General features: G+C 67.3%; 17 protein-coding genes and 3 pseudogenes. 9 read left to right on the forward strand and 11 right to left on the reverse strand.

Annotated features, from left to right (window positions below; all coding sequences use genetic code 11):
• Positions 1–33 precede the first annotated feature (33 nt).
• Positions 34–1,826, reverse strand: a pseudogene (locus MMSP_RS21080) (PPE family protein).
• 206 nt (positions 1,827–2,032) lie between these two features.
• On the opposite strand from MMSP_RS21080, the gene MMSP_RS21085 reads away from it, so the two are divergent.
• The 6 genes and pseudogenes from MMSP_RS21085 to MMSP_RS21110 all read left to right on the forward strand — a co-directional run bounded on the left by MMSP_RS21085 (position 2,033) and on the right by MMSP_RS21110 (position 9,728).
• On the forward strand, positions 2,033–2,671 hold the full coding sequence (locus MMSP_RS21085) for a TetR/AcrR family transcriptional regulator (protein ID WP_020788260.1): 639 nt from the start codon (positions 2,033–2,035) through the stop codon (positions 2,669–2,671).
• Positions 2,661–3,608 carry an ABC transporter ATP-binding protein gene (locus MMSP_RS21090; RefSeq protein ID WP_020788261.1) on the forward strand — a complete coding sequence of 316 codons (948 nt, stop codon included), beginning with the start codon at positions 2,661–2,663 and terminating at the stop codon, positions 3,606–3,608. The genes MMSP_RS21085 and MMSP_RS21090 overlap by 11 nt, the downstream gene beginning before the upstream one ends.
• Entirely contained in the window at positions 3,605–5,248 is a 1,644-nt protein-coding gene (locus MMSP_RS21095) for an ABC transporter permease (protein ID WP_020788262.1), read from the forward strand. Before MMSP_RS21090 ends, MMSP_RS21095 begins: the two co-directional genes overlap by 4 nt.
• Positions 5,249–5,276: 28 nt before the next feature.
• Positions 5,277–5,951 (forward strand): isoprenylcysteine carboxylmethyltransferase family protein, encoded by a 675-nt coding sequence (locus MMSP_RS21100; protein WP_012395794.1) that lies wholly within the window; start codon positions 5,277–5,279, stop codon positions 5,949–5,951.
• Between the two features lie 212 nt (positions 5,952–6,163).
• A complete protein-coding gene (locus tag MMSP_RS21105; RefSeq protein ID WP_020788263.1) occupies positions 6,164–7,975 on the forward strand; it encodes a PE family protein in 1,812 nt (603 codons plus the stop codon).
• 244 nt (positions 7,976–8,219) lie between these two features.
• Positions 8,220–9,728: pseudogene (locus MMSP_RS21110) on the forward strand (PE family protein).
• A gap of 91 nt (positions 9,729–9,819) precedes the next feature.
• Here the strand turns inward: MMSP_RS21110 and glgC are convergent.
• A complete protein-coding gene (glgC, locus tag MMSP_RS21115; protein ID WP_036426829.1) occupies positions 9,820–11,034 on the reverse strand; it encodes a glucose-1-phosphate adenylyltransferase in 1,215 nt (404 codons plus the stop codon).
• A gap of 209 nt (positions 11,035–11,243) precedes the next feature.
• Between glgC and glgA the strand changes: the two are divergent.
• Positions 11,244–12,406 (forward strand): annotated as a pseudogene (gene glgA / locus MMSP_RS21120) (glycogen synthase).
• A 22-nt stretch (positions 12,407–12,428) separates the two neighbouring features.
• Here the strand turns inward: glgA and MMSP_RS21125 are convergent.
• From MMSP_RS21125 to MMSP_RS21155, 7 genes are all read right to left on the reverse strand, one after another.
• Positions 12,429–12,596 (reverse strand): DUF3117 domain-containing protein, encoded by a 168-nt coding sequence (locus MMSP_RS21125; RefSeq protein WP_003406247.1) that lies wholly within the window; start codon positions 12,594–12,596, stop codon positions 12,429–12,431.
• 163 nt (positions 12,597–12,759) lie between these two features.
• Positions 12,760–13,338 carry a DNA-3-methyladenine glycosylase I gene (locus MMSP_RS21130; protein ID WP_011739206.1) on the reverse strand — a complete coding sequence of 193 codons (579 nt, stop codon included), beginning with the start codon at positions 13,336–13,338 and terminating at the stop codon, positions 12,760–12,762.
• A complete protein-coding gene (locus MMSP_RS21135; protein WP_020788268.1) occupies positions 13,335–13,706 on the reverse strand; it encodes a DivIVA domain-containing protein in 372 nt (123 codons plus the stop codon). The genes MMSP_RS21130 and MMSP_RS21135 overlap by 4 nt, the downstream gene beginning before the upstream one ends.
• A 48-nt stretch (positions 13,707–13,754) precedes the next feature.
• The gene (locus MMSP_RS21140) at positions 13,755–14,738 is read right to left on the reverse strand and encodes a glucosyl-3-phosphoglycerate synthase (RefSeq protein WP_020788269.1); all 984 of its coding nucleotides are present in this window, start codon (positions 14,736–14,738) and stop codon (positions 13,755–13,757) included.
• Positions 14,735–15,559 carry a dihydropteroate synthase gene (gene folP, locus MMSP_RS21145; RefSeq protein ID WP_223161203.1) on the reverse strand — a complete coding sequence of 275 codons (825 nt, stop codon included), beginning with the start codon at positions 15,557–15,559 and terminating at the stop codon, positions 14,735–14,737. The genes MMSP_RS21140 and folP overlap by 4 nt, the downstream gene beginning before the upstream one ends.
• 140 nt (positions 15,560–15,699) lie before the next feature.
• Entirely contained in the window at positions 15,700–17,481 is a 1,782-nt protein-coding gene (gene fadD6 / locus MMSP_RS21150; protein WP_015356793.1) for a long-chain-acyl-CoA synthetase FadD6, read from the reverse strand.
• A 70-nt stretch (positions 17,482–17,551) separates the two neighbouring features.
• Complete coding sequence (locus tag MMSP_RS21155; RefSeq protein ID WP_011739201.1) at positions 17,552–18,115, reverse strand: TIGR00730 family Rossman fold protein; 564 nt, start codon at positions 18,113–18,115, stop codon at positions 17,552–17,554.
• 87 nt (positions 18,116–18,202) lie between these two features.
• On the opposite strand from MMSP_RS21155, the gene MMSP_RS21160 reads away from it, so the two are divergent.
• Complete coding sequence (locus MMSP_RS21160) at positions 18,203–20,347, forward strand: AAA family ATPase (RefSeq protein ID WP_020788270.1); 2,145 nt, start codon at positions 18,203–18,205, stop codon at positions 20,345–20,347.
• A 27-nt stretch (positions 20,348–20,374) separates the two neighbouring features.
• Here MMSP_RS21160 and dapE read toward each other — a convergent pair whose 3' ends face one another.
• Positions 20,375–21,439: a succinyl-diaminopimelate desuccinylase gene (gene dapE / locus MMSP_RS21165; RefSeq protein WP_020788271.1), complete on the reverse strand. Its 1,065-nt coding sequence runs from the start codon at positions 21,437–21,439 to the stop codon at positions 20,375–20,377.
• Positions 21,440–21,561: 122 nt separating this feature from the next.
• On the opposite strand from dapE, the gene dapD reads away from it, so the two are divergent.
• On the forward strand, positions 21,562–22,506 hold the full coding sequence (gene dapD / locus MMSP_RS21170) for a 2,3,4,5-tetrahydropyridine-2,6-dicarboxylate N-succinyltransferase (RefSeq protein WP_020788272.1): 945 nt from the start codon (positions 21,562–21,564) through the stop codon (positions 22,504–22,506).
• 54 nt (positions 22,507–22,560) lie between these two features.
• On the opposite strand, the gene MMSP_RS21175 is transcribed toward dapD, so the two are convergent.
• On the reverse strand, positions 22,561–23,061 hold the full coding sequence (locus MMSP_RS21175) for a MarR family winged helix-turn-helix transcriptional regulator (RefSeq protein ID WP_020788273.1): 501 nt from the start codon (positions 23,059–23,061) through the stop codon (positions 22,561–22,563).
• Positions 23,062–23,074 lie beyond the last annotated feature (13 nt).

The raw sequence follows: 23,074 nt of genomic DNA on the forward strand, positions 1-23,074 counted from the left end.
GCGCGGCGATCGACGGTCGCACCGACTAGGACGTCACGAGCGGCCGAAGAAGCCCGACTGGTAGTCGCCCGCGTTGAATCCGCCCGAGTTGTAGTGGCCCGAATTGCCGAAGCCCGAGCTATTGCTGCCCTGGTTGCCCACGCCCGTGTTGTGGTCACCCGAGTTGAAAAGACCGGTGTTGTAGTAGCCGGTGCTGGCCAAGCCCACGACGTGGTCCCCGGAGCTCAGCCAGCCGACGTGTAGGCCGCCGTCGCCGTAGTTGAAGAAGCCGGTGTCGGTGCCACCGGCGCTGGAATTGAAGAAACCCACGTTGTATCCACCGCCGCCTGAGTTTCCGACACCGGAGCTGTACCCCCGGCCGACGAGTTGATCAGGCCCGAGTTGTAGCTACCGGAGTTGAAGAAGCCGGAGTTTCCGGTTCCCGAGTTACCGAAGCCGGAATTGCCGCTGTGGGTGCCTGTGCCGCCCACACCCGTGTTGACGTTGCCCGTGTTCCACAGACCGGTATTACTGTCGCCCGCATTGAAAAGTCCGGTGTTGGCGTAGCCGGCATTGAAGAAGCCAGTGTTGCCGGCCTGTCCGATGGTTCCGGCCCCAGTCACCGGGTTTGCGTCGTTGCCCCCGACGTTGAAAGCGCCCGTGTTGCCGATACCCGCGTTGGCCCAACCCACGTTGGCGAAGACCGCGTTGAACATGCCTACGTTGTGGTTGCCCGCGTTGAAAAAGCCGATGTCATGACCGAAGAGCGCGGAGGTGCCGCCGCCGGAGTTGAAGCCGCCCAGATTGCCGTTCCCCGAGTTCGCCAAGCCGAGGTTGGCGTTGCCCGCATTGAATAGGCCGTCGTTGACACTGCCCGCGTTCCACCAGCCGGTATTGGTGCTGCCGGTGTTGCCGATGCCGGTGTTGAGGCTGCCCGAGTTCACTGCGCCCCAGTTGGTGCTGCCCGTGTTGGCAAGGCCCCAGTTGTCAGAGCCCGAGTTGAAAAAGCCACTGTTACCGGCGCCCGAATTGAACAAGCCAGTGTTGCCGGCGCCGGAGTTCCAGCCCCCGAAACCGATTTGGTTGTCCCCGGTCAGCCCGATACCGATATTGCCGTCGCCCGTGTTCGCCAGGCCGATGTTGCCGTTGCCGGTGTTGCCGAGACCGATGTTGAAGCTGCCGTCGTTCCCGAACCCGAGATTCCAGCCGGCGCCGTTGGCGTTGAACCCGCCGATACCGATCTGATTGTCGCCGGAAAGCCCGATACCGATGTTGTTGTTGCCGACGTTGCCGATGCCGAGATTGACACCCGACAGACCCGGCAGGTTTTGCAGCACTGTTTGCCACGGCGCCAGCGCTGCCGCTGAGGCCGAAACCCCCGCGTGGTAGCCGGACATCGCAGCCACGTCCTGCGCCCACATCTGCCCGTACTGGGCTTCGACCGCCGCGATCGCCGGCGCATTGAAGCCGAACAGATTCGAGCGCACCAGCGACACGAACTGAGATCGGTTTTGTCCCACCGCGACTGGATGAATCATCGCCGCCCAGGCGGCCTCGAATGTCGACGCCACGGTCTTGGCCTGACCAGCCGCGGACTGGGCGCGGGCCGCCGCCACCGATAGCCAAGCCGAATACGGGGCCGCGGCGGCGGTCATCGCAGCTGCCGCCGGCCCCTGCCAGGATCCGCCGACGAGGCCCGATGTCACCGACCCAAAAGAGTCGGCGGCCGAACTCAGTTCCGCCGCCAGCCCATCCCAGGCGGCCGCGGCCTGCAGCATCGGGCCGGATCCCGCCCCGGCAAAGATTCGCGCCGAGTTGATCTCCGGCGGCAATATCGAAAAGTTCACCGCTCCCCCGAACTTCGTAGACCGGCCTTCGCCGATATTGGCGATATCAAGATCGGTAACGCGAGTTACCGTACCCCGCTCGGGGCGAGCTTTGGCCGCGTTTGATCAAAGTTCACCAGCCGCATTCGGGCTATTGCGACGCCGGCGATTTCCACCAGGTAGCCAGTCCTTGACGATGCCCTGAACGTAGGTTTAGTGTATTGAACATGCGTTCAGTCGACTTGACTGCGGCGGCGCGCATCAGGGATGCGGCGATCGAGCAGTTCGGTCAGCACGGCTTCGGTGTCAGCCTGCGCGCCATCGCCGAAGGTGCGGGAGTGAGCGCGGCGCTGGTCATCCACCACTTCGGCTCCAAGGAGGGCCTGCGCAAGGCCTGTGACAACTACGTCGCCGAAGAGATCCGCAGCGAGAAGTTGACGGCGATGCAGTCCAACGACCCGGCCACCTGGCTCGGCCAACTTGCCCAAGTCGAGTCATACGCACCGCTGATGGCCTACCTGGTACGCAGCATGCAGTCCGGCAGCGAGCTGGCCATGATGCTGTGGCAGCAGATGATCGACAACGCCGAGGAATACCTTGCGGAGGGCGTTCGAGCCGGCACCATCAAAGCCAGCCGCGACCCGAAAGCCAGGGCGAAGTTTCTGGCCATCACCGGGGCTGGGGGGTTTCTGCTGTATCTGCAAATGCACCAGACGCCAACCGATTTGCGTGCGGTATTGCGTGACTACGCGCGGGACATGCTGCTGCCATCGCTCGAGATCTATACCGAAGGCCTGATGGCCGACAGCACCATGTACGACGCCTTCCTCGCGCAGGACAACCAAGGAGAATCTCATGGCCACTGACATCGGCTCGACACCCATCGAGATCCGGGGTCTAACCAAGAACTTCGGTTCGTTGCGCGCACTCGATGAACTGGACTTGACGGTGCGCGAGGGAGAGGTTCACGGCTTCTTGGGCCCCAACGGCGCCGGGAAGTCGACGACCATCCGCATCCTGCTGGGCCTGGTGAAGGCGGATAGCGGAAGTGTGCGCCTGTTGGGCGGCAATCCGTGGACCGACGCAGTCGAGCTGCATCGCCAGATCGCCTACGTGCCCGGTGATGTCACACTGTGGCCGTCGCTGACCGGCGGCGAGATCATTGATCTGCTCGCCCGGATGCGCGGAGGTATCGATCAAGATCGTCGTGCGGAGTTGATCGAGCGCTTCGGCCTGGACCCGCACAAGAAGTCCCGAACGTACTCGAAGGGCAACCGGCAGAAGGTTTCGCTGATCTCCGCCTTTTCCTCACGGGCCCGGCTGCTGTTGTTGGACGAACCCTCCAGCGGCTTGGACCCATTGATGGAAAACGTGTTTCAGCAGTGCGTCGACGAAGCGCGCGGCAGGGGGGTGACGGTGCTGCTGTCCAGCCACATCCTGGCCGAAACCGAGGCGCTGTGTGAGCGGATAACCATCATCCGGGCCGGAAGAACCGTGGAGAGCGGTTCGCTGGCCTCCATGCGCCACCTCAGCCGCACCTCGATCAAGGCTGAAATGATCGGCGAGCCAGGAGATCTCACCAGGATCCAAGGAGTCGAAGACGTCACCGTCGACGGCAACACGCTACATGTCCAGGTCGACAGCGAGAGCCTGGGCGAGCTGGTGCGGGTACTGGGCGAAGCCGGCGTACGCAGTCTCGTCAGCCAGCCACCGACTCTGGAAGAGCTGTTTCTGCGTCACTACAGCGTTGGCCCCGATGGCGAGGCCCAACACCGCAGCGGCACCGGAGTCGCAGCGCGATGAGCACCACGGTCCTGGACCGGCCAAGCCGGCCCGCACATCGCGGACCGCAACGCGCATCGGGGCTCGCCGGGACGCTCCGGCTATTGCGCCTGTACCTGCGCCGCGACCGAGTTGGGTTGCCGCTGCGGGTGATGCTGCTGTCGGTGCCGCTGGCCACGGTCTACGTCGGCAGTATTCAAGCGGTCTACCCCGACCAGGCGGCCCGCGCCGTCGCCGCGGCCGCCATCATGGCCAGCCCCGCCCAGCGCGCGCTCTACGGCCCCGTCTACAACGACAGCCTCGGTGCCGTCGGGGTCTGGAAAGCCGGGATGTTCCACACCCTGATCGCGGTGGCCGTCATCCTCACGATGATTCGTCACACCCGAGCCGACGAAGAAACCGGCCGTGCCGAACTGGTCGAGTCCACCGCGGTGGGCCGGTATGCGAATCTCACTGCCGCACTGCTGCTGTCGTTCGGCGCGTCGGTCGCCACCGGTGCGATCGGCGCGGCGGGCCTACTCACCACCGACGTGCCCGCGGCCGGGTCACTGGCGTTCGGTGCCGCCCTGGCCGCCTCCGGGCTGGTCTTCACCTCCGTTGCCGCGGTTTGCGCACAGCTGTCGCCAAGTGCCCGGTCCTGCCGCAGTGCCGCGTTCGCCGTGCTGGGCACCGCATTCACCTTGCGGGCGATCGGTGATGCCGGTTCCGGCGCGCTGTCCTGGTTCTCCCCGCTGGGGTGGTCCCTGCTGGTCAGACCCTATGCAGGTGAGCGGTGGTGGGTGTTGCTGTTGCCCTTGGCGACAACGGCGGCGCTGACCGTGCTGGCCTATCGGCTGCGCGCCGGCCGCGACGTCGGCGCCGGGCTCATCGCCGAGCGCGCCGGCGCCGGAGCCGCCGCGCCCATGCTGAGCAACACGTTCGGGCTGGCCTGGCGGCTCGACCGCGGCGCACTGCTGCTGTGGACCATCGGGCTGTGCCTGTACGGCCTGGTGATGGGCAGCGTGGTGCACGGAATCGGCGATCAACTGGGCGACAACACCGCGGTGCGTGAGATCGTCACCCGGATGGGTGGCACCGCTGCGCTCGAGGAAGCCTTCGTCACGCTGGCCTTCACCCTCGTCGGCATGGTTGCCGCCGCATTTACCATTTCGCTGACCCTGCGCTTGCATCAGGAAGAGACCGGCCAGCGCGCCGAGCCGCTGCTGGCCGGATCGGTTTCCCGGACGCGTTGGCTATCAAGCCATCTGGTGATGGCACTGGCCGGGTCGGCCGTGGCCACCGTGCTCTCCGGTTTGGTCGCCGGAATCGCCTATGGCATCGCGGCAGGCGATGTCGGCGCCAAACTAGCGACCGTTGTCGGCGCCGCTGCGGTACAGCTTCCCGCCGTGTGGCTGCTGGCGGCGGTAGCCGTTGGGCTATTCAGTCTGGCTCCACGATTCACGCCGGTCGTGTGGGGCGTGCTGATCGGATTCGTCGCACTGTACCTACTTGGTTCACTCGCGGGAGTTCCACAGTGGCTGCTCGACCTGGAGCCGTTCGCCCACGTTCCGCGAATCGGCCGTGATTTCACCGCCGTACCGCTGCTGTGGCTGCTGGCCATCGATATCACGCTGATCTTGCTGGGCGCCCTGGCTTTGCGGCGGCGCGATCTACGTTGCTGAAATAACGGCCGACCTGACTGGGAGCAAGATGAAAACCGTTGTTCGAGTGGCGCTGTCATCAATCGTCGGCCTGGTCGCGTTCGGCCTCATCGTGTTCATCCCGGCCGGCACATTCGACTATTGGCAGGCCTGGGTCTTCATGGCAGTCTTCGCCGTCGCAACGTTGGTACCCAGCATCTACCTGGGACGAACGAATCCCGCTGCGCTGCAGCGACGTATGCACGCCGGACCTCGAGCGGAAAGTCGAGGTATCCAAAAGGTCATCATCACGGCGGCATTTGTTGCGCTGTTCGCGATGGTGGCGCTCAGCGCGCTCGACCATCGATTCGGCTGGTCGTCGGTCCCGACGGCGGTGTGCCTGATCGGCGACCTGCTGATCGCGACCGGGCTAGGGATCGCGATGCTGGTGGTCATCCAGAACGGCTATGCGGCGGCGACCATCACCGTCGAATCCGATCAAAAGGTGGTATCCACCGGCCTCTACAGCCTGGTGCGACACCCAATGTATGTCGGGAATGTGATCCTGATGCTGGGCATACCCCTGGCACTGGGTTCCTACTGGGGTCTGGTGATTGTCCCGCCGAGCGTGCTGGTTCTGGCCTTTCGCATCCTCGACGAGGAGAGCGCACTGGTTGACCAACTGGACGGGTATCGCGACTACATGCAACAGGTGCGGTATCGATTACTGCCGCGGGTGTGGTAGCGAACTGGGATCAGCGCCAGGAAAGCCGCTTGCCTGCCGACAGCGCCTAACGGGCACACCCCTCCCCCAGCACGCAACGACGTTGACGAAGCACCCACCCACACCCGGCGCAGCGGATATGAGTCTGGCGGAATCACCAGACCACCGTTGCGGGTCGCGCTACGTTGTTGCTCGTAGCTGGTCCGTTGCGGACCGTTCGGTGGAGGTCAACGATGTCGTACCTGGTGGCGGTGCCCGAGATGTTGGCCTCGGCGGCGTTGGATCTAGACAACATCGGTTCGACGATCACCGCGGCCAATGCGGCGGCAGCGGCGCCGACCACTGCGGTGCTGGCGGCCGGGGCCGACGAGATATCCGCGGCGGTCGCGGCGCTATTCACCGGGCACGCGCAGGCCTACCAATGGCTGGGTGCCCAGGCCGGGGCTTTTCATTCCCAGTTCATCCAGGCCTTGACCGGATCGGGAAGCGCGTATGCGGCCGCCGAAGCGGCCAACGCCTCGCCATTGCAGACCGCGGCACAGGAGCTGCTTGCGGTGATCAATACGCCCACCCAGACGTTGTTAGGGCGCCCGCTGATCGGCAACGGCGCTGACGGGGCCCCCGGACAAGCCGGCGGGGATGGCGGCCTGCTCTACGGCAACGGCGGCAACGGCGGCACCAGCACCACCGCCGGCGTCGCCGGCGGGGACGGCGGGGCGGCCGGGTTGATCGGCAACGGCGGTGCCGGCGGTGGCGGCGGGGCCGGCGCCCTCGGCGGCAACGGCGGGGCCGGCGGCTGGCTCTTCGGCCAAGGTGGCGCCGGTGGCAATGGCGGCACCGCGACTCTGGCCGGAGGGGCCGGTGGGGCGAGCGGCGTCGGTGGCAGTGCGGGCCTCTGGGGAACCGGCGGGGCCGGCGGCAACGGCGGCTTTGGTGCGCTCAACCTGGCCGGCGACGGAGGGGCCGGCGCGGGTGGCGGTGACGGCGGTAGCGGTGGATGGCTGTACGGCAACGGCGGTGTCGGTGGCACCGGCGGAACCGGCGGGATCGGATTACAAGGTGCCAGTGGCGGCGACGGAGGGGCCGGCGGCGGCGCCGGTGTGTGGGGTACCGGTGGCGTCGGCGGAAACGGCGGCACCGGTGGCATCGGTCTGGATGGCGTTGCCGGCCATATCGGCGGCGGCAATGCCGGCAACGCAGGCAATGGCGGCACCGGCGGCAGTGGCGGGTTGCTGATCGGCAACGGCGGTGACGGTGGCCACGGCGGCACCGGCGGTGGCGGCGGTCGCGGTATCAACGGCGCCGACGGCGGCCACGGAGGCGATGGCGGCAACGGCGGCGCCGCCGGTAGCGCAGGGCTGCTGTTCGGCGATGGCGGTACCGGTGGACACGGCGGCGCCGGCTTCGGCGGGGGCAATGGCAGCGGCAACCCCATAGGCGGCCAGGGCGGCAATGCTGGTGTCGCAGGTAATGGCGGCGCCGGGGGCAGTGCGGCGATGCTCTTTGGCAACGGAGGGGCTGGTGGGAACGGTGGCTCCGGCGGCGACGGCGGCCACGGCGGCAACTCCGCCCTTTCTGTGCCCGGCAGCATTGGCGGCGACGCCGGTGCCGGCGGCACCGGAGGTTCCGCCGGGAAGTCCGGGCTGTTGTTCGGCGCCGGCGGAGCCGGCGGGCAGGGTGGCGGTGGCGGCACCGGCGGAGACGGCGGTGACTGTGCCGGCGCCAACATCGGCGGAGACGGCGGTGCCGGGGGCGCCGGCGGCCTGGGCGGCAACGGCACCGACGGTGGCTGGCTATACGGCAACGGCGGCGGCGGCGCAGGCGGGCAAGGCGGCGACGGAGGGCACGGTGGTAGCCCCGTCGGATTCGACGGCAAGTCAGGAGTCGGCGGCGACGGGGGCGACGGCGGCAACGCCCGAATCATCGGCAACGGTGGCAACGGCGGAAACGGTGGCAACGGCGGCGTGGGCAGTACCGACGGCGATGGCGGGCAGGGTGGCGCAGCAGGGCTGTTGTTCGGCCAACCCGGTTCTATGGGGACCTAGCCACCAGTTCCCTCGGCGAGCAGACACAAAATCGCCCATTTTCGCCACGGCCAATGCGATTTTGTGTCTGCTCGCGGTGGTGAGCCGCCGGGCAGCGGGAACTTTGCCGGCACGCCGGAAGCCGGGGAATCGATGAAGTCCGGGTGAACCAGCAGCGGGTGGGACCAGGTCGGGATACGTTGTTTTCACCGTTTTCACCGTTTTCACCGAAGGTTCGACCACGACCCAGGGGGGCCGGTCAGCAATGTCGTTTTTGGTAACCGCGCCAGAGATTTTGGCGGCGGCAGCAACAGACTTGGACGGTATCGGCGCAGCGATCGGCGCTGCCAACGCCGCGGCTGCGGCTCCCACTACCGCGGTGCTGGCCGCCGGTGCCGACGAGATATCGGCCGCGATGGCGTCGCTGTTCACCGCTCATGCGCAGGCCTATCAGGGGCTCAGCGTTCAGGTGGGGGCGTTTCATAACCAGTTCGTGCAAGCGTTGACCGGCGCGGGGGGCGCCTACGCGGCCGCCGAGGCGGCGAACGTCTCGCCGTTGCAGGCGGCGGCGCAAGACATGCTGACGGCGATCCGTGCCCCCGCCCAGGCGTTGCTGGGGCGCCCGCTGATCGGCAACGGTGCCGACGGGGCCCCCGGACAAGCCGGCGGGGATGGCGGATTGCTCTACGGCAACGGCGGTAACGGCGGCACCAGCACCACCGCGGGCGTGGCCGGCGGCGCCGGCGGGTCCGCGGGACTGATGCCGGTGGGATCGGTGGGGCCGCCGGATTGTTCGGCAACGGCGGGGCAGGCGGTGTCGGCGGCGACGGAGGACTCAACTACTACGGCGACGGAGGTGTGGCCGGGGCCGGCGGCGACGGAGGCCGCGGCGGGTGGCTGCACGGCGACGGCGGTGACGGTGGCGCCGGGGGTGACGGCGGACGGGGCCTGCCCGGCGGTGACGGAGGACGCGGTGGGCGCCGGGGGCTGCACCGGGTTATGGGGCTCCGGAGGCGCCGGCGGACAGGGCGGTACGGGCGGCACCGGCCTCGACGGCAACGCCCCCTTCGCCGACGGCCAGCATCCGGTGATTCTTGACGGCGGCCACGGCGGCACCGGTGGCAACGGCGGCGCTGCCGGCAACGGCGGGTTGCTGTTCGGCAACGGCGGCAACGGCGGGCTGGGCGGCATGGGCGGCGGCGGCGGCAACGGTCTCCCCTCGACAGGAGTCGGCGGAGATGGCGGCGACGGCGGCAATGGCGGCACCGCCGGCAACGGGGGCTGGCTGATTGGCAACGGCGGGACCGGAGGCCAGGGCGGAGCCGGTTTCGCCGGCGGGACGGGAGCCGACAATGTCTCGGCCGGAAGACCCGGCGGGGCCGGCGGCACCGGCGGCATCGGTGCCGGTGGCGGCAACGCCGGGCTCATCGGCATTGGCGGCAACGGCGGCAATGGCGGCATGGGCGGAGCTGGCGGCGACAGCGGCTACGGCGACCAAACGGGCGGCCAAGGCGGAAATGACGGCATGGGCGGAGCTGGCGGCGCCGCCGGCAACGGCGGCCTACTGCTTGGCAGCGGCAGCCGCGGCGGCGACGGCGGCGACGGCGGCAACGGCGGCTGGCTTTACGGAGACGGCGGGGCCGGCGGTGCTGGCGGCAATGGCGGTTTCGGTGGATCAGGCGTTCAGAACGGCGCCGGCGGAACCGGCGCACCCCCCGGTGCCGACGGACACAGCGGCGCCGATGGGTTGTTGTCCGCGGCGCTGGGGGCCTGAGCCAGCAGATCCGCGTCGCGAGCAGACGCAAAATCGCCCTGTTGAGTTCGAAAAGGCGCGATTTTGTGTCTGCTCGCGCGGGAAAGGTGACCTAGATCCAGACGCCCTTGCCCACGGCCACCACGCCGCCGGCGCTGATCGCGAACCTTTCCCGGTCCTTGTCCAAGTCCACGCCGACCATCTCGCCGGGCCCGACGACGACGTTCTTGTCCAGGATCGCGTGCCGCACCACCGCGCCGCGGCCAACCCGCGCGCCCGGCATGATCACACTGCCCTCCACGATCGCGCCGTCCTCGACCACGACGTTGGACGACAACACCGAATTGCGTACCGAGGCGGCCGAAATGATGCTGCCCGCACCCACCACCGACTCCTGCGCAGAGCCGCCGTTGACGAACTTCGCGGGCGCCAGGTTCTCCGACTCGCCGCGGATCGGCCAGCGCTTGTTGTACAGGTTGAACACCGGATGCACCGACACCAGGTCCATATGCGCGTCGTAGAAAGCGTCCAGGGTCCCGACGTCACGCCAATATGCCCGGTCGCGGTCGGTAGCGCCCGGTACTTCGTTGTTGGAAAAGTCGTAGACCGCCGCCATCCCGTCGGCGACCAGTCTCGGGATGATGTCCCCACCCATGTCGTGGTCGGAATGGTCGTCGTCGGCGTCGGCCCGAATCGCATCGATCAGCACCTTGGTAGTGAAGACATAATTGCCCATCGAGACGAACGTGCTGGTGGGGTCGTTGGGTGTGCCGGGCGGCTCCAGCGGCTTCTCCACGAAATCGCGGATGGTCCCCGCATCGTCAGCGTCGATACAGCCGAACGCGCTCGCATCAGCACGCGGCACCCGGATACCGGCCACCGTGACCCCGGCCCCGCTGTCGATGTGAAACCGAACCATCTGTTCGGGATCCATCCGGTAAACGTGATCGGCCCCGAAAACCACTATGCAGTCCGGATCTTCGTCGTAGATCAGATTGAGTGACTGGTAGATCGCGTCGGCGGAGCCGGTGTACCAGCGCGGACCGAGTCGCTGCTGAGCCGGAACCGGGGTGATGTATTCACCGGCCAAACCCGACAACCGCCAGTTCTGCGATATGTGCCGGTCCAGCGAGTGCGACTTGTATTGGGTGAGAACACAGATCCGCAAATACCGAGCATTGACCAGGTTGGAGAGCACGAAATCGATCAGTCGGTAGGCGCCGCCGAAGGGAACCGCGGGCTTGGCGCGGTCGGCAGTCAGCGGATAAAGCCGCTTGCCCTCACCGCCGGCCAAGACGATGCCAAGCACGTGTGGTGCTTCCCTCATGGCCTCAAACCTAACGGCACCCGCGAAGCGCTGCCAGCGGATCCCCGGCCTGTGCCCGTTCTGTCCGGCTGTCCGTCAGGCCAATTGACCACTTCGACGGGTATGAATCCAGCCGATTAGGCGCATTTTGTCGCTCTTTCCCGCAAAGCCGCCGACCGCGGGTCGGCCCGAGGTGCGAGCGGTGCGGCCACCGCACTACGGTGCCGGGTATGCGGGTGGCGATGTTGACTCGGGAGTACCCACCGGAGGTCTATGGCGGAGCTGGGGTACATGTCACCGAGCTGGTGGCTCGATTACAGCGCCTGTGCACCGTCGACGTGCATTGCATGGGCGCACCCCGCCCCGACGCGTCGGCCCATCAGCCCGATCCGCGGCTGGCGAACGCCAACCCGGCACTGGCCACATTGTCCGCGGATCTGGTGATGGCCAATGCCGCCGACGCAGCCAGCGTGGTGCACTCACATACCTGTACACCGGCCTGGCGGGGCATCTGGCCGCCCTGCTCTACGGCATTCCGCACGTCTTGACCGCCCACTCGCTCGAACCGATGCGGCCCTGGAAAACCGAGCAGCTCGGCGGCGGCTATCAGATCTCGTCCTGGGTGGAAAAGACCGCCGTCCTGGCCGCCGACGCGGTAATCGCGGTCAGCTCCGGAATGCGTGATGACGTCCTGCACCTGTACCCCGGGCTGGATCCAGGGATGGTGCATGTCGTCCGCAACGGCATCGACACCGAAGTGTGGTTTCCGGCCGGACCGGTTGGTACCGCTTCGGTGCTCGCCGAACTCGGGGTCGACCCGAACCGCCCCATTGTGGCGTTCGTCGGGCGGATCACCCGGCAAAAGGGCGTACCGCACTTGCTGGCAGCGGCACACCAGTTCAGCCCGGACGTCCAGTTGGTGCTGTGCGCGGGTGCTCCCGACACCCCGGAAATCGCCAATGAAGTGCAGTCCGCGGTGGCTCAACTGGCCAGCACTCGTAGCGGAGTGTTCTGGATCCGCGACATCCTGCCCGTGCAGAAGCTTCGCGAAATACTTTCGGCCGCAACAGTTTTTGTTTGCGCATCGATATACGAGCCATTGGGCATCGTGAACCTCGAAGCAATGGCCTGCGCGACCGCGGTGGTGGCCTCCGATGTCGGCGGCATCCCCGAGGTGGTCGCCGACGGAATCACCGGCACGCTGGCGCATTACGCGGCCGACGACCCCGCCGGTTATCAATCCAGGCTGGCACAGGCGGTAAATGCACTGGTCGCGGACCCAGCCAAAGCCGAACGCTACGGCCAAGCCGGACGGCAGCGTTGTATCGAGGAATTCTCCTGGACACAGATTGCCGAGCAGACGCTGGATATCTATCGAAAAGTGTGCCGATAGGGCACACTTTTCGCGATCTGAGCTAGCTCGTCACACCCTTGAGCTCGTCACCCAGCGCCGCGGCTTCATCGGGTGTCAGCTCGACGACCAACCGGCCACCTCCCTCAAGTGGTACCCGCATCACGATGCCGCGCCCCTCTTTTGTTGCCTCCAGAGGACCGTCGCCGGTCCGGGGCTTCATCGCCGCCATCGAGTGCTCCCTCCAGATTCGAGCTGGCCTGCCGTGGCAGACCTGGCCGGCGCCGAGCATGCCCCATGAATGGATTTCCAGCCATACCCGACATTGAACTGCCAAATCACCCCCCATTGTTCCCTATCCAGATCACAAGGTGCACAAGACCCGACTTGTGGCGTCACCGGACTATCGGCGGGACCCAGCAACCACGGAGGTGATCGTCGACCATTCCGGTCGCCTGCATCAGCGCATATGCGGTGGTGGGGCCCACAAACCGGAACCCGCGGCGTTTCAACTCGCGCGCCATCGCTTTCGATTCGGCAGTGGCCGAGGGTATTTCAGCCAGTGTGGCGGGCCGCGGCCGCGCCGGGGGCGCGAACGACCACAACAACTCCGACAGGTCTTGCTCCGATCCGAGGCCGATCACGGCGCGCGCGTTGGAAATCGTGGCCTCAATTTTTGCCCGGTTGCGCACAATCCCCTCGTCAGCGAGCAGCCGCTGCACGTCGGCGTCGGTGTAGCCGGCCACCTTCTCAATGTCGAATCCGCAGAACGCCCGCCGGAAATTCTCCCGCTTGCGCAAGATGATCAACCACGACAGGCCGCTCTGGAAGGCCTCCAGGCTCATCCGTTCAAACAGCGCGACCTGGCCATATAGCGGGCGTCCCCACTCCTGGTCGTGATAGTCGCGGTAGGTCTGCGCGTCGGGTCCCGGACGAATCTCGGCCCAGTCACAGCGCCGCAGGCCATCGTTCACGTGGAATCGGCTCCATTCGAAACCGCGGGTTGGCTGCCCGGCACGTCGCTGTCTTCGGGCCCGGCCGGACTTTCGCTGGTCGACGAGGTGTGCACCGCGGCGAGCTGCTCGCGTAATTCCTCCAGCTCACGCCCCAATCGATCCAGCACCCAGTCGACCTCGCTGGTCTTGTAGCCGCGCAGCACCTGGGTGAACTTGACCGCGTCGACGTCGGCGCGAGTAACGCCATAGGCGGGCAGCACGGTCGAGGTCGTCGCCCTGGGCAGCGGCGGCAGCTGCTCACCACGCCCGAACAGCAGGCTTGCCACGCCGAACAACACGACCGCCACCAAGACAAGTACCACCAGGTACAGCAACACCAACGCCACGCCGTCGATCTTGCCCTACCGGACCGACAGGTCAGCGTAGGCCGGGGCTCACCGGGGGCGGAGCACACTCATGGGGGGCCGGTCGGCCAGCGACACCGGCGAGGTGCATTCGGTGTAGCCGTCGCCCTCCGCGAAGAACTGGGTCAACCCCACCCCAGAATCGGGGATCCCGCACCGGGACAGCAGCGTGGCGATGACCTGGCGACTCATCACACCCAGCTCGGCCAGGGGCCGGTTACGGTGCGCCCGCACACCCAGGTTGACCTGCGCGATCGCGTCCAGCCCCAGCCGGTCGAAGGTGTCGACCAACAGGCCGATTTCCACCCCGTATCCCGGAGCGAAGGGCAGCGACGTCAACAGCTCGCGGCTGGCCGCATACTCACCGCTCAGCGGCTGCAATACACAGCCCAGCTCGGGTCGCAGCGCCGCCAACAGGGGCCGCGCCACCAGTTCGGTGACGCGCCCGCCGCCGGTAGCGCCCGCGGCGCCGCTAGCGTCACCGACACTGAGCGGGCGTCGGTAAAAGCTCTTGACCAGGTGGATCCCCTCGCCGGTGAGCAGCGGGCCGACCAGCCACGGCACGAACATCGGGTTGGGGTTGACCAGATCCGAGTCGATGAATACCACGATGTCGCCGCTGGTGGCCGCCAACGAGCGCCACAGCGCCTCGCCCTTACCGGGCTGGGGCGGCACCTCCGGCAACGCCTGTTCGCGGCTCACCACTCGAGCCCCGGCGGCAATCGCTCGGATCTCGGTGTCGTCGGTAGAGCCGGAATCGAGCACGATCAGTTCGTCGACCAAGCCATCCACCAGCGGTGAGATGCTGTCGATCACCGATTGGATGGTTTCTTCCTCATCGAGAGCCGGCAGCACCACCGAGATCGAGCGCCCGGCCTTGGCCTCGACCAATTCGTCGATCTTCCAGCGCGGACGGTTCCAGCTGCGGTCGCATAACCAGGTGTCCCCCGGCCGGGCCGGGATGAGGACTCCCTCACTGGTGAGGCCCCCGGTGACCAGATCCGATGCGGTCATGCGAGTCCCCTCACCGTGCGTGTCGGCGGGCGGGTCCCCTGGATCGACGCCACCATTTCCAGGACCCGGCGGGTCGCTGCGACCTCATGCACCCGAAACATGCGCGCACCGGCGGCCGCCGCCAATGCGGTGGCCGCCAGCGTTCCCTCGAGCCGTTCGGTCAGATCCACGCCCAGAGTCTCTCCGACAAAGTCCTTGTTGCTCAACGCCATGAGTACCGGCCACCCGGTCTTAACAAGATCGGCCACGTGCCGCAACAGCAGCAACCCGTGCCAGGTGTTCTTGCCGAAATCGTGAGCCGGGTCGATCAACACGCGGTCGCGGGCAACTCCGGCCGCAACCGCCCGCTCGGCGGCCGCTGTGACCTCGCGAATCACGTCGTCCACCACGCCGCGGGTAGTCGTACCGTAACTCACCCGGAAGGGACGCGTGCGTGGTCGCGCTCCCCCGGTGTGCGCGCATACCAGGCCCGCACCGAATTCGGCGGCCACCTCCACTATCGCGGGGTCAACCCCGGCCCAGGTGTCGTTGATCAGGTCCGCACCTGCCGCACAGGCCCGCCGGGCCACCTCCGAGCGCCAGGTGTCGACGCTGATCACCTGCTCGGGGTAGGCGTCACGGAGCCACTCGACAAACGGCACCAACCGACCGATCTCGGTGTCGGGGTCGACGTCCTGGCCGGGCCCGGCCTTGACACCTCCGACGTCGATGACGTCGGCGCCTTCGGCGACCGCTCGATGTACCGCGTCGCGAGCGGCCGCGTCAGAAAAGGTCGCGCCCTTGTCATAGAACGAGTCCGGGGTGCGGTTCACGATCGCCATGATCAGCGGGCGGTCCCCTGCCACCGGGCGGCCACACAGCGTTGCCTGCACGCCTACATAGTGCCTGGTGCACGAAGAGCCATCGAGCCTGCGTCCACGGCTAGCCGCGGTCTGGCCCGGCCTCGGCGCGCCGAATCACGCTAGCCCTGGGGCCGCTTACCTGCCGCTACCTCGTCGGGATACGCGTCGTAATAGGGCACGTAGCCCTCGCTGCGGCCGGCCAATACGTACAGCGGATCATCGACGTCGGCGCCGTAGGCCTGCTCGCGCAGCTCAACCTTGCGGCTCTTGAACGTCGTGGTGTGCGCCATCGCCTGCACCAGCCGCACGAACAGCGGCAGTGCGTAGGCGGGCAGCTGATCGTAGACGGCGCGGGCCAGGGACTGACCGTCGAACTCGGCGCCGTCGCGTAGCTTGACCGCAGCCATCCCGGCGCGACCTCCGGTGTTGGGCACCTCAACCCCGTAGACCGTGCACTCCTCGACGGAGGGGTCAGACACCAGCGCCGCCTCCACCTGAGTGGTGGCCACGTTCTCGCCCTTCCAACGGAAGGTGTCACCCAGCCGGTCGACAAACGCCGCGTGCCCCATCCCCTGCGGGCTCATCACGTCACCGGTGTTGAACCAGCAGTCTCCCTTCCGGAAGGCATCACGGACCAGCTTTTTCTCACTGGCGGCCGGGTCGGTGTAGCCGTCGAACGGCTGCAGCCTGTTGACCCGGCTCAGCAACAGTCCGGGTTCACCGGCAGGCACCCGACGGACCCGGCCGGACTCGTCGCGCAGCGGGGCGCCGGTGTCCGGGTCGTAGGCCACGTAGGCCAGCGGCATCGGCGAGATCCCGGTGCTTTTGGGCACGTTGAAGATGTTGATGAAGGCCGAGTTGCCCTCGCTGGCGGCATAGAACTCACACACCCGGTCAATGTCGAACCGTTTGGTGAACTCACCCCAGATCTCGGGCCGCAACCCGTTGCCGGCGATCACCCGCACCTTGTGCTTGCGATCGGTCGGTTTGGTCGGCTGGTTGAGTAGGTAGCGGCAGACCTCGCCGATGTAGATGAAGGCGGTGGCGTTGCTGGCGATCACCTCGTCCCAGAAGCGCGACGCCGAGAACGACTTGCCCAGCGCCAACGTCGCCCCGGAATTGATCACCGAGGACACCGCCACCGTGAGCGCGTTGTTGTGATACAGCGGCAGACAGCTGTAGAGCGTGTCGGAGCTCTTCAGCCGTAGTCCCAGCCCACCGAAGACCGCCAGGGCCCGAAGCCACCGGTGGTGGGTCATCACACTGGCTTTGGGGAATCCGGTGGTGCCCGACGTGAAGATGTAAAACGCCGTGTCCTGAGCCTGCACGGCCGACGCCGACGCCGGGTTGTTGGCCGGGGCGGTCGCGGCGAAGCGCTCCAGGTCTTCGATGGTGACCACCTCACCGGCCGCGCCACCGCTTTCGCTGACGGCGCTGACCAGATCGGACTCCGCCACCAGCACCTTGGCATCGAGCAGTCCCAGACTGTGCGCCAGCACCTCGCCGCGCTGGTGGTAGTTGAGCATGCCGGCGATAGCGCCACACTTGACGACAGCCAGCATCGCCACCACCGTGTTGGGCGAGTTGCGCAGCATGATTCCCACGACGTCGCCGGGGCCGACGCCACGCGCGGCCAGCACCGCCGCATAGCGGTTGGCGGTCGCGTTGGCTTCGCCGTAGGTCATCTGTTGGTCGCCGAACTTCAAGAAAACCCGGTCCCCGAAGCGAGCGGCCCGGTCCTGGAACACGGTGCCGATCGACGCCTTGGACTTGGGCCGGGGCAACAGGCCGGTCACCGCCCCCCGCATGATCGACGGCGCGTCGATCAGTAGACCGGGCACCCGCGCAGCGACGTCGGTGAGCTTGACTCGCGTGCGGACATGACTTTGGCGATCGGACAACCTGATCCCTCGATTCGTTCTCAGAGTTCGGCGGCCAGCCTAATCGGGAGCGAATGGTCATCAATAGGCCTCAGCCGGGTGCGCACGCCTGCAACGCGTCATCGAGGTTATCCACCACGATCAACCGCTCCATCGCTGTCCGCGAGACGTAGCCGGTATCGGCCAATTCGGACAGCCAGGCGCGCAGCCCATCGAAGTGGCCCCAGGGATCCAGCACGACGATGCTCTTGTCGTGCATGCCCAGGTATCCCTCGGTCCACACGTCCAACAGCTCGTCGAGGGTCCCGACGCCGCCCGGCAGGGTGATGAACGCGTTTGCGCGGTCCTCCATGACCTGCTTGCGCTCCCACATCGTTTCGGTGACGACCAACTCGTCGGCGTCATGGTCAGCCAACTCGCGATGCACCAGCATCTTGGGAATCACTCCGACCGTCCAGCCGCCGTGCGCCCGCGCCGCCGAGGAGACCGCCCCCATCGCCGAAACGTGGCCCCCGCCCCACACCAACGTCCAGCCCCGGGCGGCGATCGCCGCACCGACGGCGGCGGCGAGCTCCAACAACTCAGGATGTGTCGGCGCGGCTGCACAGTACACCGCCACTGTCCAACGGCCGGGTTCGTCGCTTTTCGCGGTCACATACCGTAACGTAGACCAGCGTCCCCCACCCCGGACAACTTTGGGCCCTATCGCCACGCGCACCCTTGACGCCATAAACTCCGGGCAATGCCAATTCGATGGAACGTCCCCCAACACGCGGCAGCCTTGGAGCAGTTGGACGTTGCGTTGAGCGACCTGGCGCGCCCCGGCGCCGTCATCCTCGGACCTGACGGCGTCGGAAAATCCACCCTGGCGCGATTGGCCGCCGAGCACTTCGCCCAACGGCACCCGGCCACCGTCATCCGCTGGGTAACCGGAACCCCGACCGAACGCACGGTCCCGTTCGGCGCCTTCAGCCACTTGGTGGAGATCGCCGAGCTGGGCAAGCCGGCCGCGTTGTTGCGAGCGGCCCGAGCGTCGTTGGGCCGCAAGGTGCGCCAGGGCGAGCTCCTTCTCATCGTCGACGATGCCCACGATCTGGACATCCTGTCGGCCACGCTGCTGTACCAGCTGGCGCTGGCCGGCGCGGCCCGGATGATCGTCACCGCCCGCGCCGAGGTCGCGCCCGAAGCCATCGCGGCCCTGTGGACCGACAACCTGCTGGATCGGATCGATGTCGCACCGCCGGACGGCAAGACCAAGCAATCCGAGCCCGCCGACGTCGACGAGTTCATCGCCGAGCTGCCCGCGCCGGCCCGAGCGGTGCTGGACTATCTCACCGTCGAGGAGCCGTTGTCGCTGGCCGATCTCACCGTGCTGGCCGGAGAGGGGGCGGTGCAGCAGGCAGTGGAGTTGGGCGCGGCGGAAACCCGCGTGCGCGGAGAACCCGACGAGCCTGCGGTGGTCTACACGGCACATCCTTTGTTCGCCAAACGAGCTCGCGTCGCTTTGGGCGACGACGGTGCGCGACAACGCCGCACCGAATTGGTGACCCTGCTGTCTCAGCACCCCAACGAGCACCTCAGCGATCGGCTCCGGCTGGCGTCGCTGGCTTTGGACACCGACGCTTTGCAGCCGGTGGATGACGTCGTCGAGTCCGCCGAGCAGGCCTTACGGCTCGGCGATCTGACACTGGCCGAGCGGTTGGCCCAGGCCGCGCTGGATCGTTCGGGGGGACTTCAGGCCCGACTGGTGCTGGGCCAGGCGCTGGCCTGGCGTGGCCGCGGCCGAGAGGCCGGCCAGGTACTCACCGCCGTGGACCCCGGCCAGCTGAGCGAGGCGGAGCTGATGGCCTGGGCGGTGCCGCAGGCGGCGAATCAGTTCTGGATGCTCGGCGAGCCGGAGCGGGCCACCGCCTTCCTGCAAACGACGCGCAACCGAGTCACCGATCTGACCGCGCGCACCACCCTCGATGCATTGACGGCAACCTTTGCCATGAACTCCGGAAACGTGCCGCGGGCCATCACGCTGGCCACCGAGGTGCTCGCCGAACCTTCGGCCGACGACACAGCGATCGCTTGGGCGGCCAGCGCCGCCGCATTGGCCTCGGCCCGGATGGGCCGCTTCGCCGACGTCCCGCAGCTGGCGCAACGAGCTTCGGAGGCCGAACATCCCGGTTTGCTGCGGTTCACCGTGGGACTGGCCCAGATCACCACACTGCTGATGGCGGGCGAGGTGGCCCAGGCGCAGGAGCTGGCCCAGCGATTCACCGACTTCGCCGAGCTGCAACAACCGGGCCGCGCCATCGGCGAGGTGTTGCTCGCGCACGTGCTGATCGTCAAGGGGGAATTCGGCGCTGCGGCTGCGATGCTCGAGCCCGCCGCGGCCGAACTCGAACGCACCGGCTATTCCTGGGGCCCGCTGTCGCTGATGTTGTTGGCGACGGCCATCGCCCAGCAAGGCAACATCGCCGAGACAGCGAAAGCGTTGCGGCGAGCTGAAACTCGGCACGGAACGAAGTCTGCGTTGTTTGCCCCCGAGCTGAGCCTGGCCCGCGCCTGGGCCAAGGCGACCGTCCGGGACCAAGCCGGTGCCCTGTTCGATACTCGCGAGGCGGCAAGGGCAGCTGAGCGGGGCAAGCAGTCGGCGGTGGCGTTGTGCGTGTGGCATGACGCGGTCCGGCTTGGCGACACTCGCGCGCTAGCTCCGGTAACCAGGCTGGCCGCCGAGATCGATTGCAAGGTAGGCAATATCGTTGTTCGGCATGCCCGCGCGCTGGCCGACAACGACGCTGGGGCGCTGGCGTCGGTGGCCGATGAGTTGGCCGCGATCGGCATGCACGCCGCGGCGGCCGACGCCGCCGCGCAGGCCGAGCGTGCCGGCGGCCGATAGCGGCACGGTGGACGCGGCTTCGATGGGCTAGGTGCTCAGGTAGCGGCGCAACGTGTCCGCCACAGTGGTGATCGTGGCGACCGGCACTCGCTCGTCGCGGCAATGCGCCAGATTGGGGTCCCCGGGGCCGTAATTGACCGCGGGGATGCCCAGAGCCGCGAAGCGGGACACATCCGTCCAGCCGTATTTCGCTCGGACCTGCCCACCGGCAGCCTCAACCAGTGCTTTGGCGGCGGGTTGCGCCAGACCCGGCAGCGCGCCCGCCGCCGCGTCGGTCTGCTCGATCTGCACGTCGAGCCCGTCGAATACCTCACGCACGTGCTGCAGGGCGGCCGGAACCGACCGGTCGGGGGCAAAGCGATAGTTGACCGTTACCGAAGCCGCGTCCGGAATCACGTTGCCCGCCACGCCACCGTCCACGCGTACCGCCGACAAACCCTCTCGGTATGTGCAACCGTCGATGTCGACGCTGCGCGCCGGGTAGCGCGCCAGCCGGTCCAGCACGGCACTGAGCTTGTGGATTGCGTTGTCCCCCAACCAAGAACGCGCCGAGTGCACGCGGGTCCCGGTCGCGCTGATGACCACTCGTAACGTGCCCTGGCAACCGGCTTCTATGTAGCCCGACGTGGGCTCTCCCAGGATGGCGACATCTGCGGACAGCCACTCCGGGAGCTCCCGCTCGATGCGCCCCAAACCGTTTGCCGCCGCCTCGATTTCCTCACAGTCGTAGAACACCAGCGTCAGGTCGTGCACCGGTTCGGCCACCGTGGCCGCCAGATGCAGAAACACCGCGTCACCGGACTTCATATCGGCCGCGCCACAGCCGTGCAGCTGCCCGTCGGCGCGACGGCTGGGCAAGTTGTCGGCCACCGGCACGGTGTCCAAATGTCCGGCCAGCAGCACCCGCGAGGGCCGGTTCAGCCGGGTCCGGGCAAGCACCGCGTTGCCGTTGCGGATGATCTCGAAGCCCGATGTCTGCGCACGCAACGCCGCCTCTACCTCATCAGCGATGCGCGCCTCATCCCGAGATTCGCTGGGGATGTCGATCAGTGCAGCGGTCAGGTCGATCGGGTCCCCGCGCAAGTCCAGCACGAACCAAGCCTAGTGGGTCCGCCGTCGCGCCGAGCAGACGCAGAGTCGCACGCGGCGGCCGCGCCGGCGTGCGACTCTGCGTCTGCTCGCGGGCGTCAGCACATCTAGTAGCGTGTCGAGGCGTGACTGGAGCAGCAGGCATCGGACTGGCAACCCTGGCTTCCGACGGATCGATCCTGGACACCTGGTTTCCCGCGCCGGAGTTGACCGAGTCAGGTACCAGTGCGACATCACGCCTGGCGTTGTCCGACGTTCCCGCGGAGCTGGCCGCATTGGTAGGCGGCGACGACGACCGCGGCACCGAGGTGGTGGCGGTCCGGACCGTCATCGGCTCGCTAGACGATGTCGCCGCCGACGCGTACGACGCCTACCTTCGCCTGCACCTGTTGTCGCATCGTCTGGTGGCGCCGCACGGGCTGAACGCCGGCGGCTTGTTCGGCGTATTGACCAATGTCGTGTGGACTAATCGCGGACCATGCGCAATCGAAGGTTTCGAGGCAGTGCGGGCACGGTTGCGCCGCCACGGAGCGGTGACGGTCTACGGCGTGGACAAGTTTCCCCGGATGGTCGACTACGTGATGCCCAGCGGCGTGCGCATCGCCGATGCCGACCGGGTGCGACTGGGCGCCCACCTGGCGCCGGGCACCACCGTGATGCATGAGGGTTTCGTCAACTACAACGCCGGAACCCTGGGCGCCTCCATGGTCGAGGGCCGAATCTCCGCGGGCGTGGTGGTCGGCGACGGCTCCGATATCGGCGGTGGGGCCTCGATCATGGGCACGCTCTCCGGTGGGGGGACCCAAATCATTTCCATGGGCAAGCGCTGCCTGCTCGGCGCCAACGCCGGGCTGGGCATCTCCCTGGGCGACGACTGTGTGGTGGAAGCCGGCTTGTACGTCACGGCCGGCACCAAGGTCACCACACCCGATGGCATCACCGTCAGGGCACGCGAACTGTCCGGCAGCAGCAACCTGCTGTTCCGCCGCAACTCGGTGACGGGCGCGGTCGAGGTGGTGGCCCGCGACGGTCAGGGCATCGCACTCAACGAGGTTCTGCACGCCAATTAGTGGGGCCGCATGGGCCGGTAGGCGCATGCCGTTGCGGTGCGCGGTTGCGCACCATCACCACAGGTCCGGCTCGCGATAGAGGTTGGCGGGATCGAATTCCACCGCCCCGCGGGCAGCTTCACCGACGGCGTCGAGGATCTGGTGCAACTGCTCGACTCCGTCGGCACCGACACGCTGTTGGATCGCCCGGTCGAGTGCGGCAGCCGCACGCTGACGCGCGGCCAAGTACTCCATCGCCTTTGGCGTCAGCTCCACGACCTTCTCACGCTGGTCCGTCGGCGACGGGGCGGTCTGCACGTAGCCGCGATCGCGCAGCTCGGCGACGAGCTTGCTGGCCGCCTGGCGGCTGACGCCGAACTGCCTGCCCATCTGCGATATCGTCATAGGTCCCGGCAGCGCATAAAGGGCGAACACATAGTTCATGGAGAAGCGCCGCCGCTCGAAACCCGCGGCCTCCATGTCGGTGTCAACCCGATGAACGTAGCTCCACCACGCAATCCGCAGCGCCTGGCAGAGCGGTGTTTGCGGCGACCGGTAGCCATTTCCGTCAGCCATGGTTGACAATCTA

It is taken from the genome of Mycobacterium sp. 012931 (genome assembly GCF_000419295.1).
GTDB classification, from domain to species: domain Bacteria; phylum Actinomycetota; class Actinomycetes; order Mycobacteriales; family Mycobacteriaceae; genus Mycobacterium; species Mycobacterium marinum.

Excerpts from the sequence above, each read along its gene's own strand:
- MMSP_RS21085 (WP_020788260.1), top strand. The coding sequence starts at position 2,033 with ATGCGTTCAGTCGACTTGACTGCGGCGGCGCGCATCAGGGATGCGGCG.
- MMSP_RS21090 (WP_020788261.1), top strand. The coding sequence starts at position 2,661 with ATGGCCACTGACATCGGCTCGACACCCATCGAGATCCGGGGTCTAACC.
- MMSP_RS21095 (WP_020788262.1), top strand. The coding sequence starts at position 3,605 with ATGAGCACCACGGTCCTGGACCGGCCAAGCCGGCCCGCACATCGCGGA.
- MMSP_RS21100 (WP_012395794.1), top strand. The coding sequence starts at position 5,277 with ATGAAAACCGTTGTTCGAGTGGCGCTGTCATCAATCGTCGGCCTGGTC.
- MMSP_RS21105 (WP_020788263.1), top strand. The coding sequence starts at position 6,164 with ATGTCGTACCTGGTGGCGGTGCCCGAGATGTTGGCCTCGGCGGCGTTG.
- glgC (WP_036426829.1), bottom strand. The coding sequence starts at position 11,034 with ATGAGGGAAGCACCACACGTGCTTGGCATCGTCTTGGCCGGCGGTGAG.
- MMSP_RS21125 (WP_003406247.1), bottom strand. The coding sequence starts at position 12,596 with ATGGCGGCGATGAAGCCCCGGACCGGCGACGGTCCTCTGGAGGCAACA.
- MMSP_RS21140 (WP_020788269.1), bottom strand. The coding sequence starts at position 14,738 with ATGACCGCATCGGATCTGGTCACCGGGGGCCTCACCAGTGAGGGAGTC.
- folP (WP_223161203.1), bottom strand. The coding sequence starts at position 15,559 with ATGGCGATCGTGAACCGCACCCCGGACTCGTTCTATGACAAGGGCGCG.
- MMSP_RS21160 (WP_020788270.1), top strand. The coding sequence starts at position 18,203 with ATGCCAATTCGATGGAACGTCCCCCAACACGCGGCAGCCTTGGAGCAG.
- MMSP_RS21175 (WP_020788273.1), bottom strand. The coding sequence starts at position 23,061 with ATGGCTGACGGAAATGGCTACCGGTCGCCGCAAACACCGCTCTGCCAG.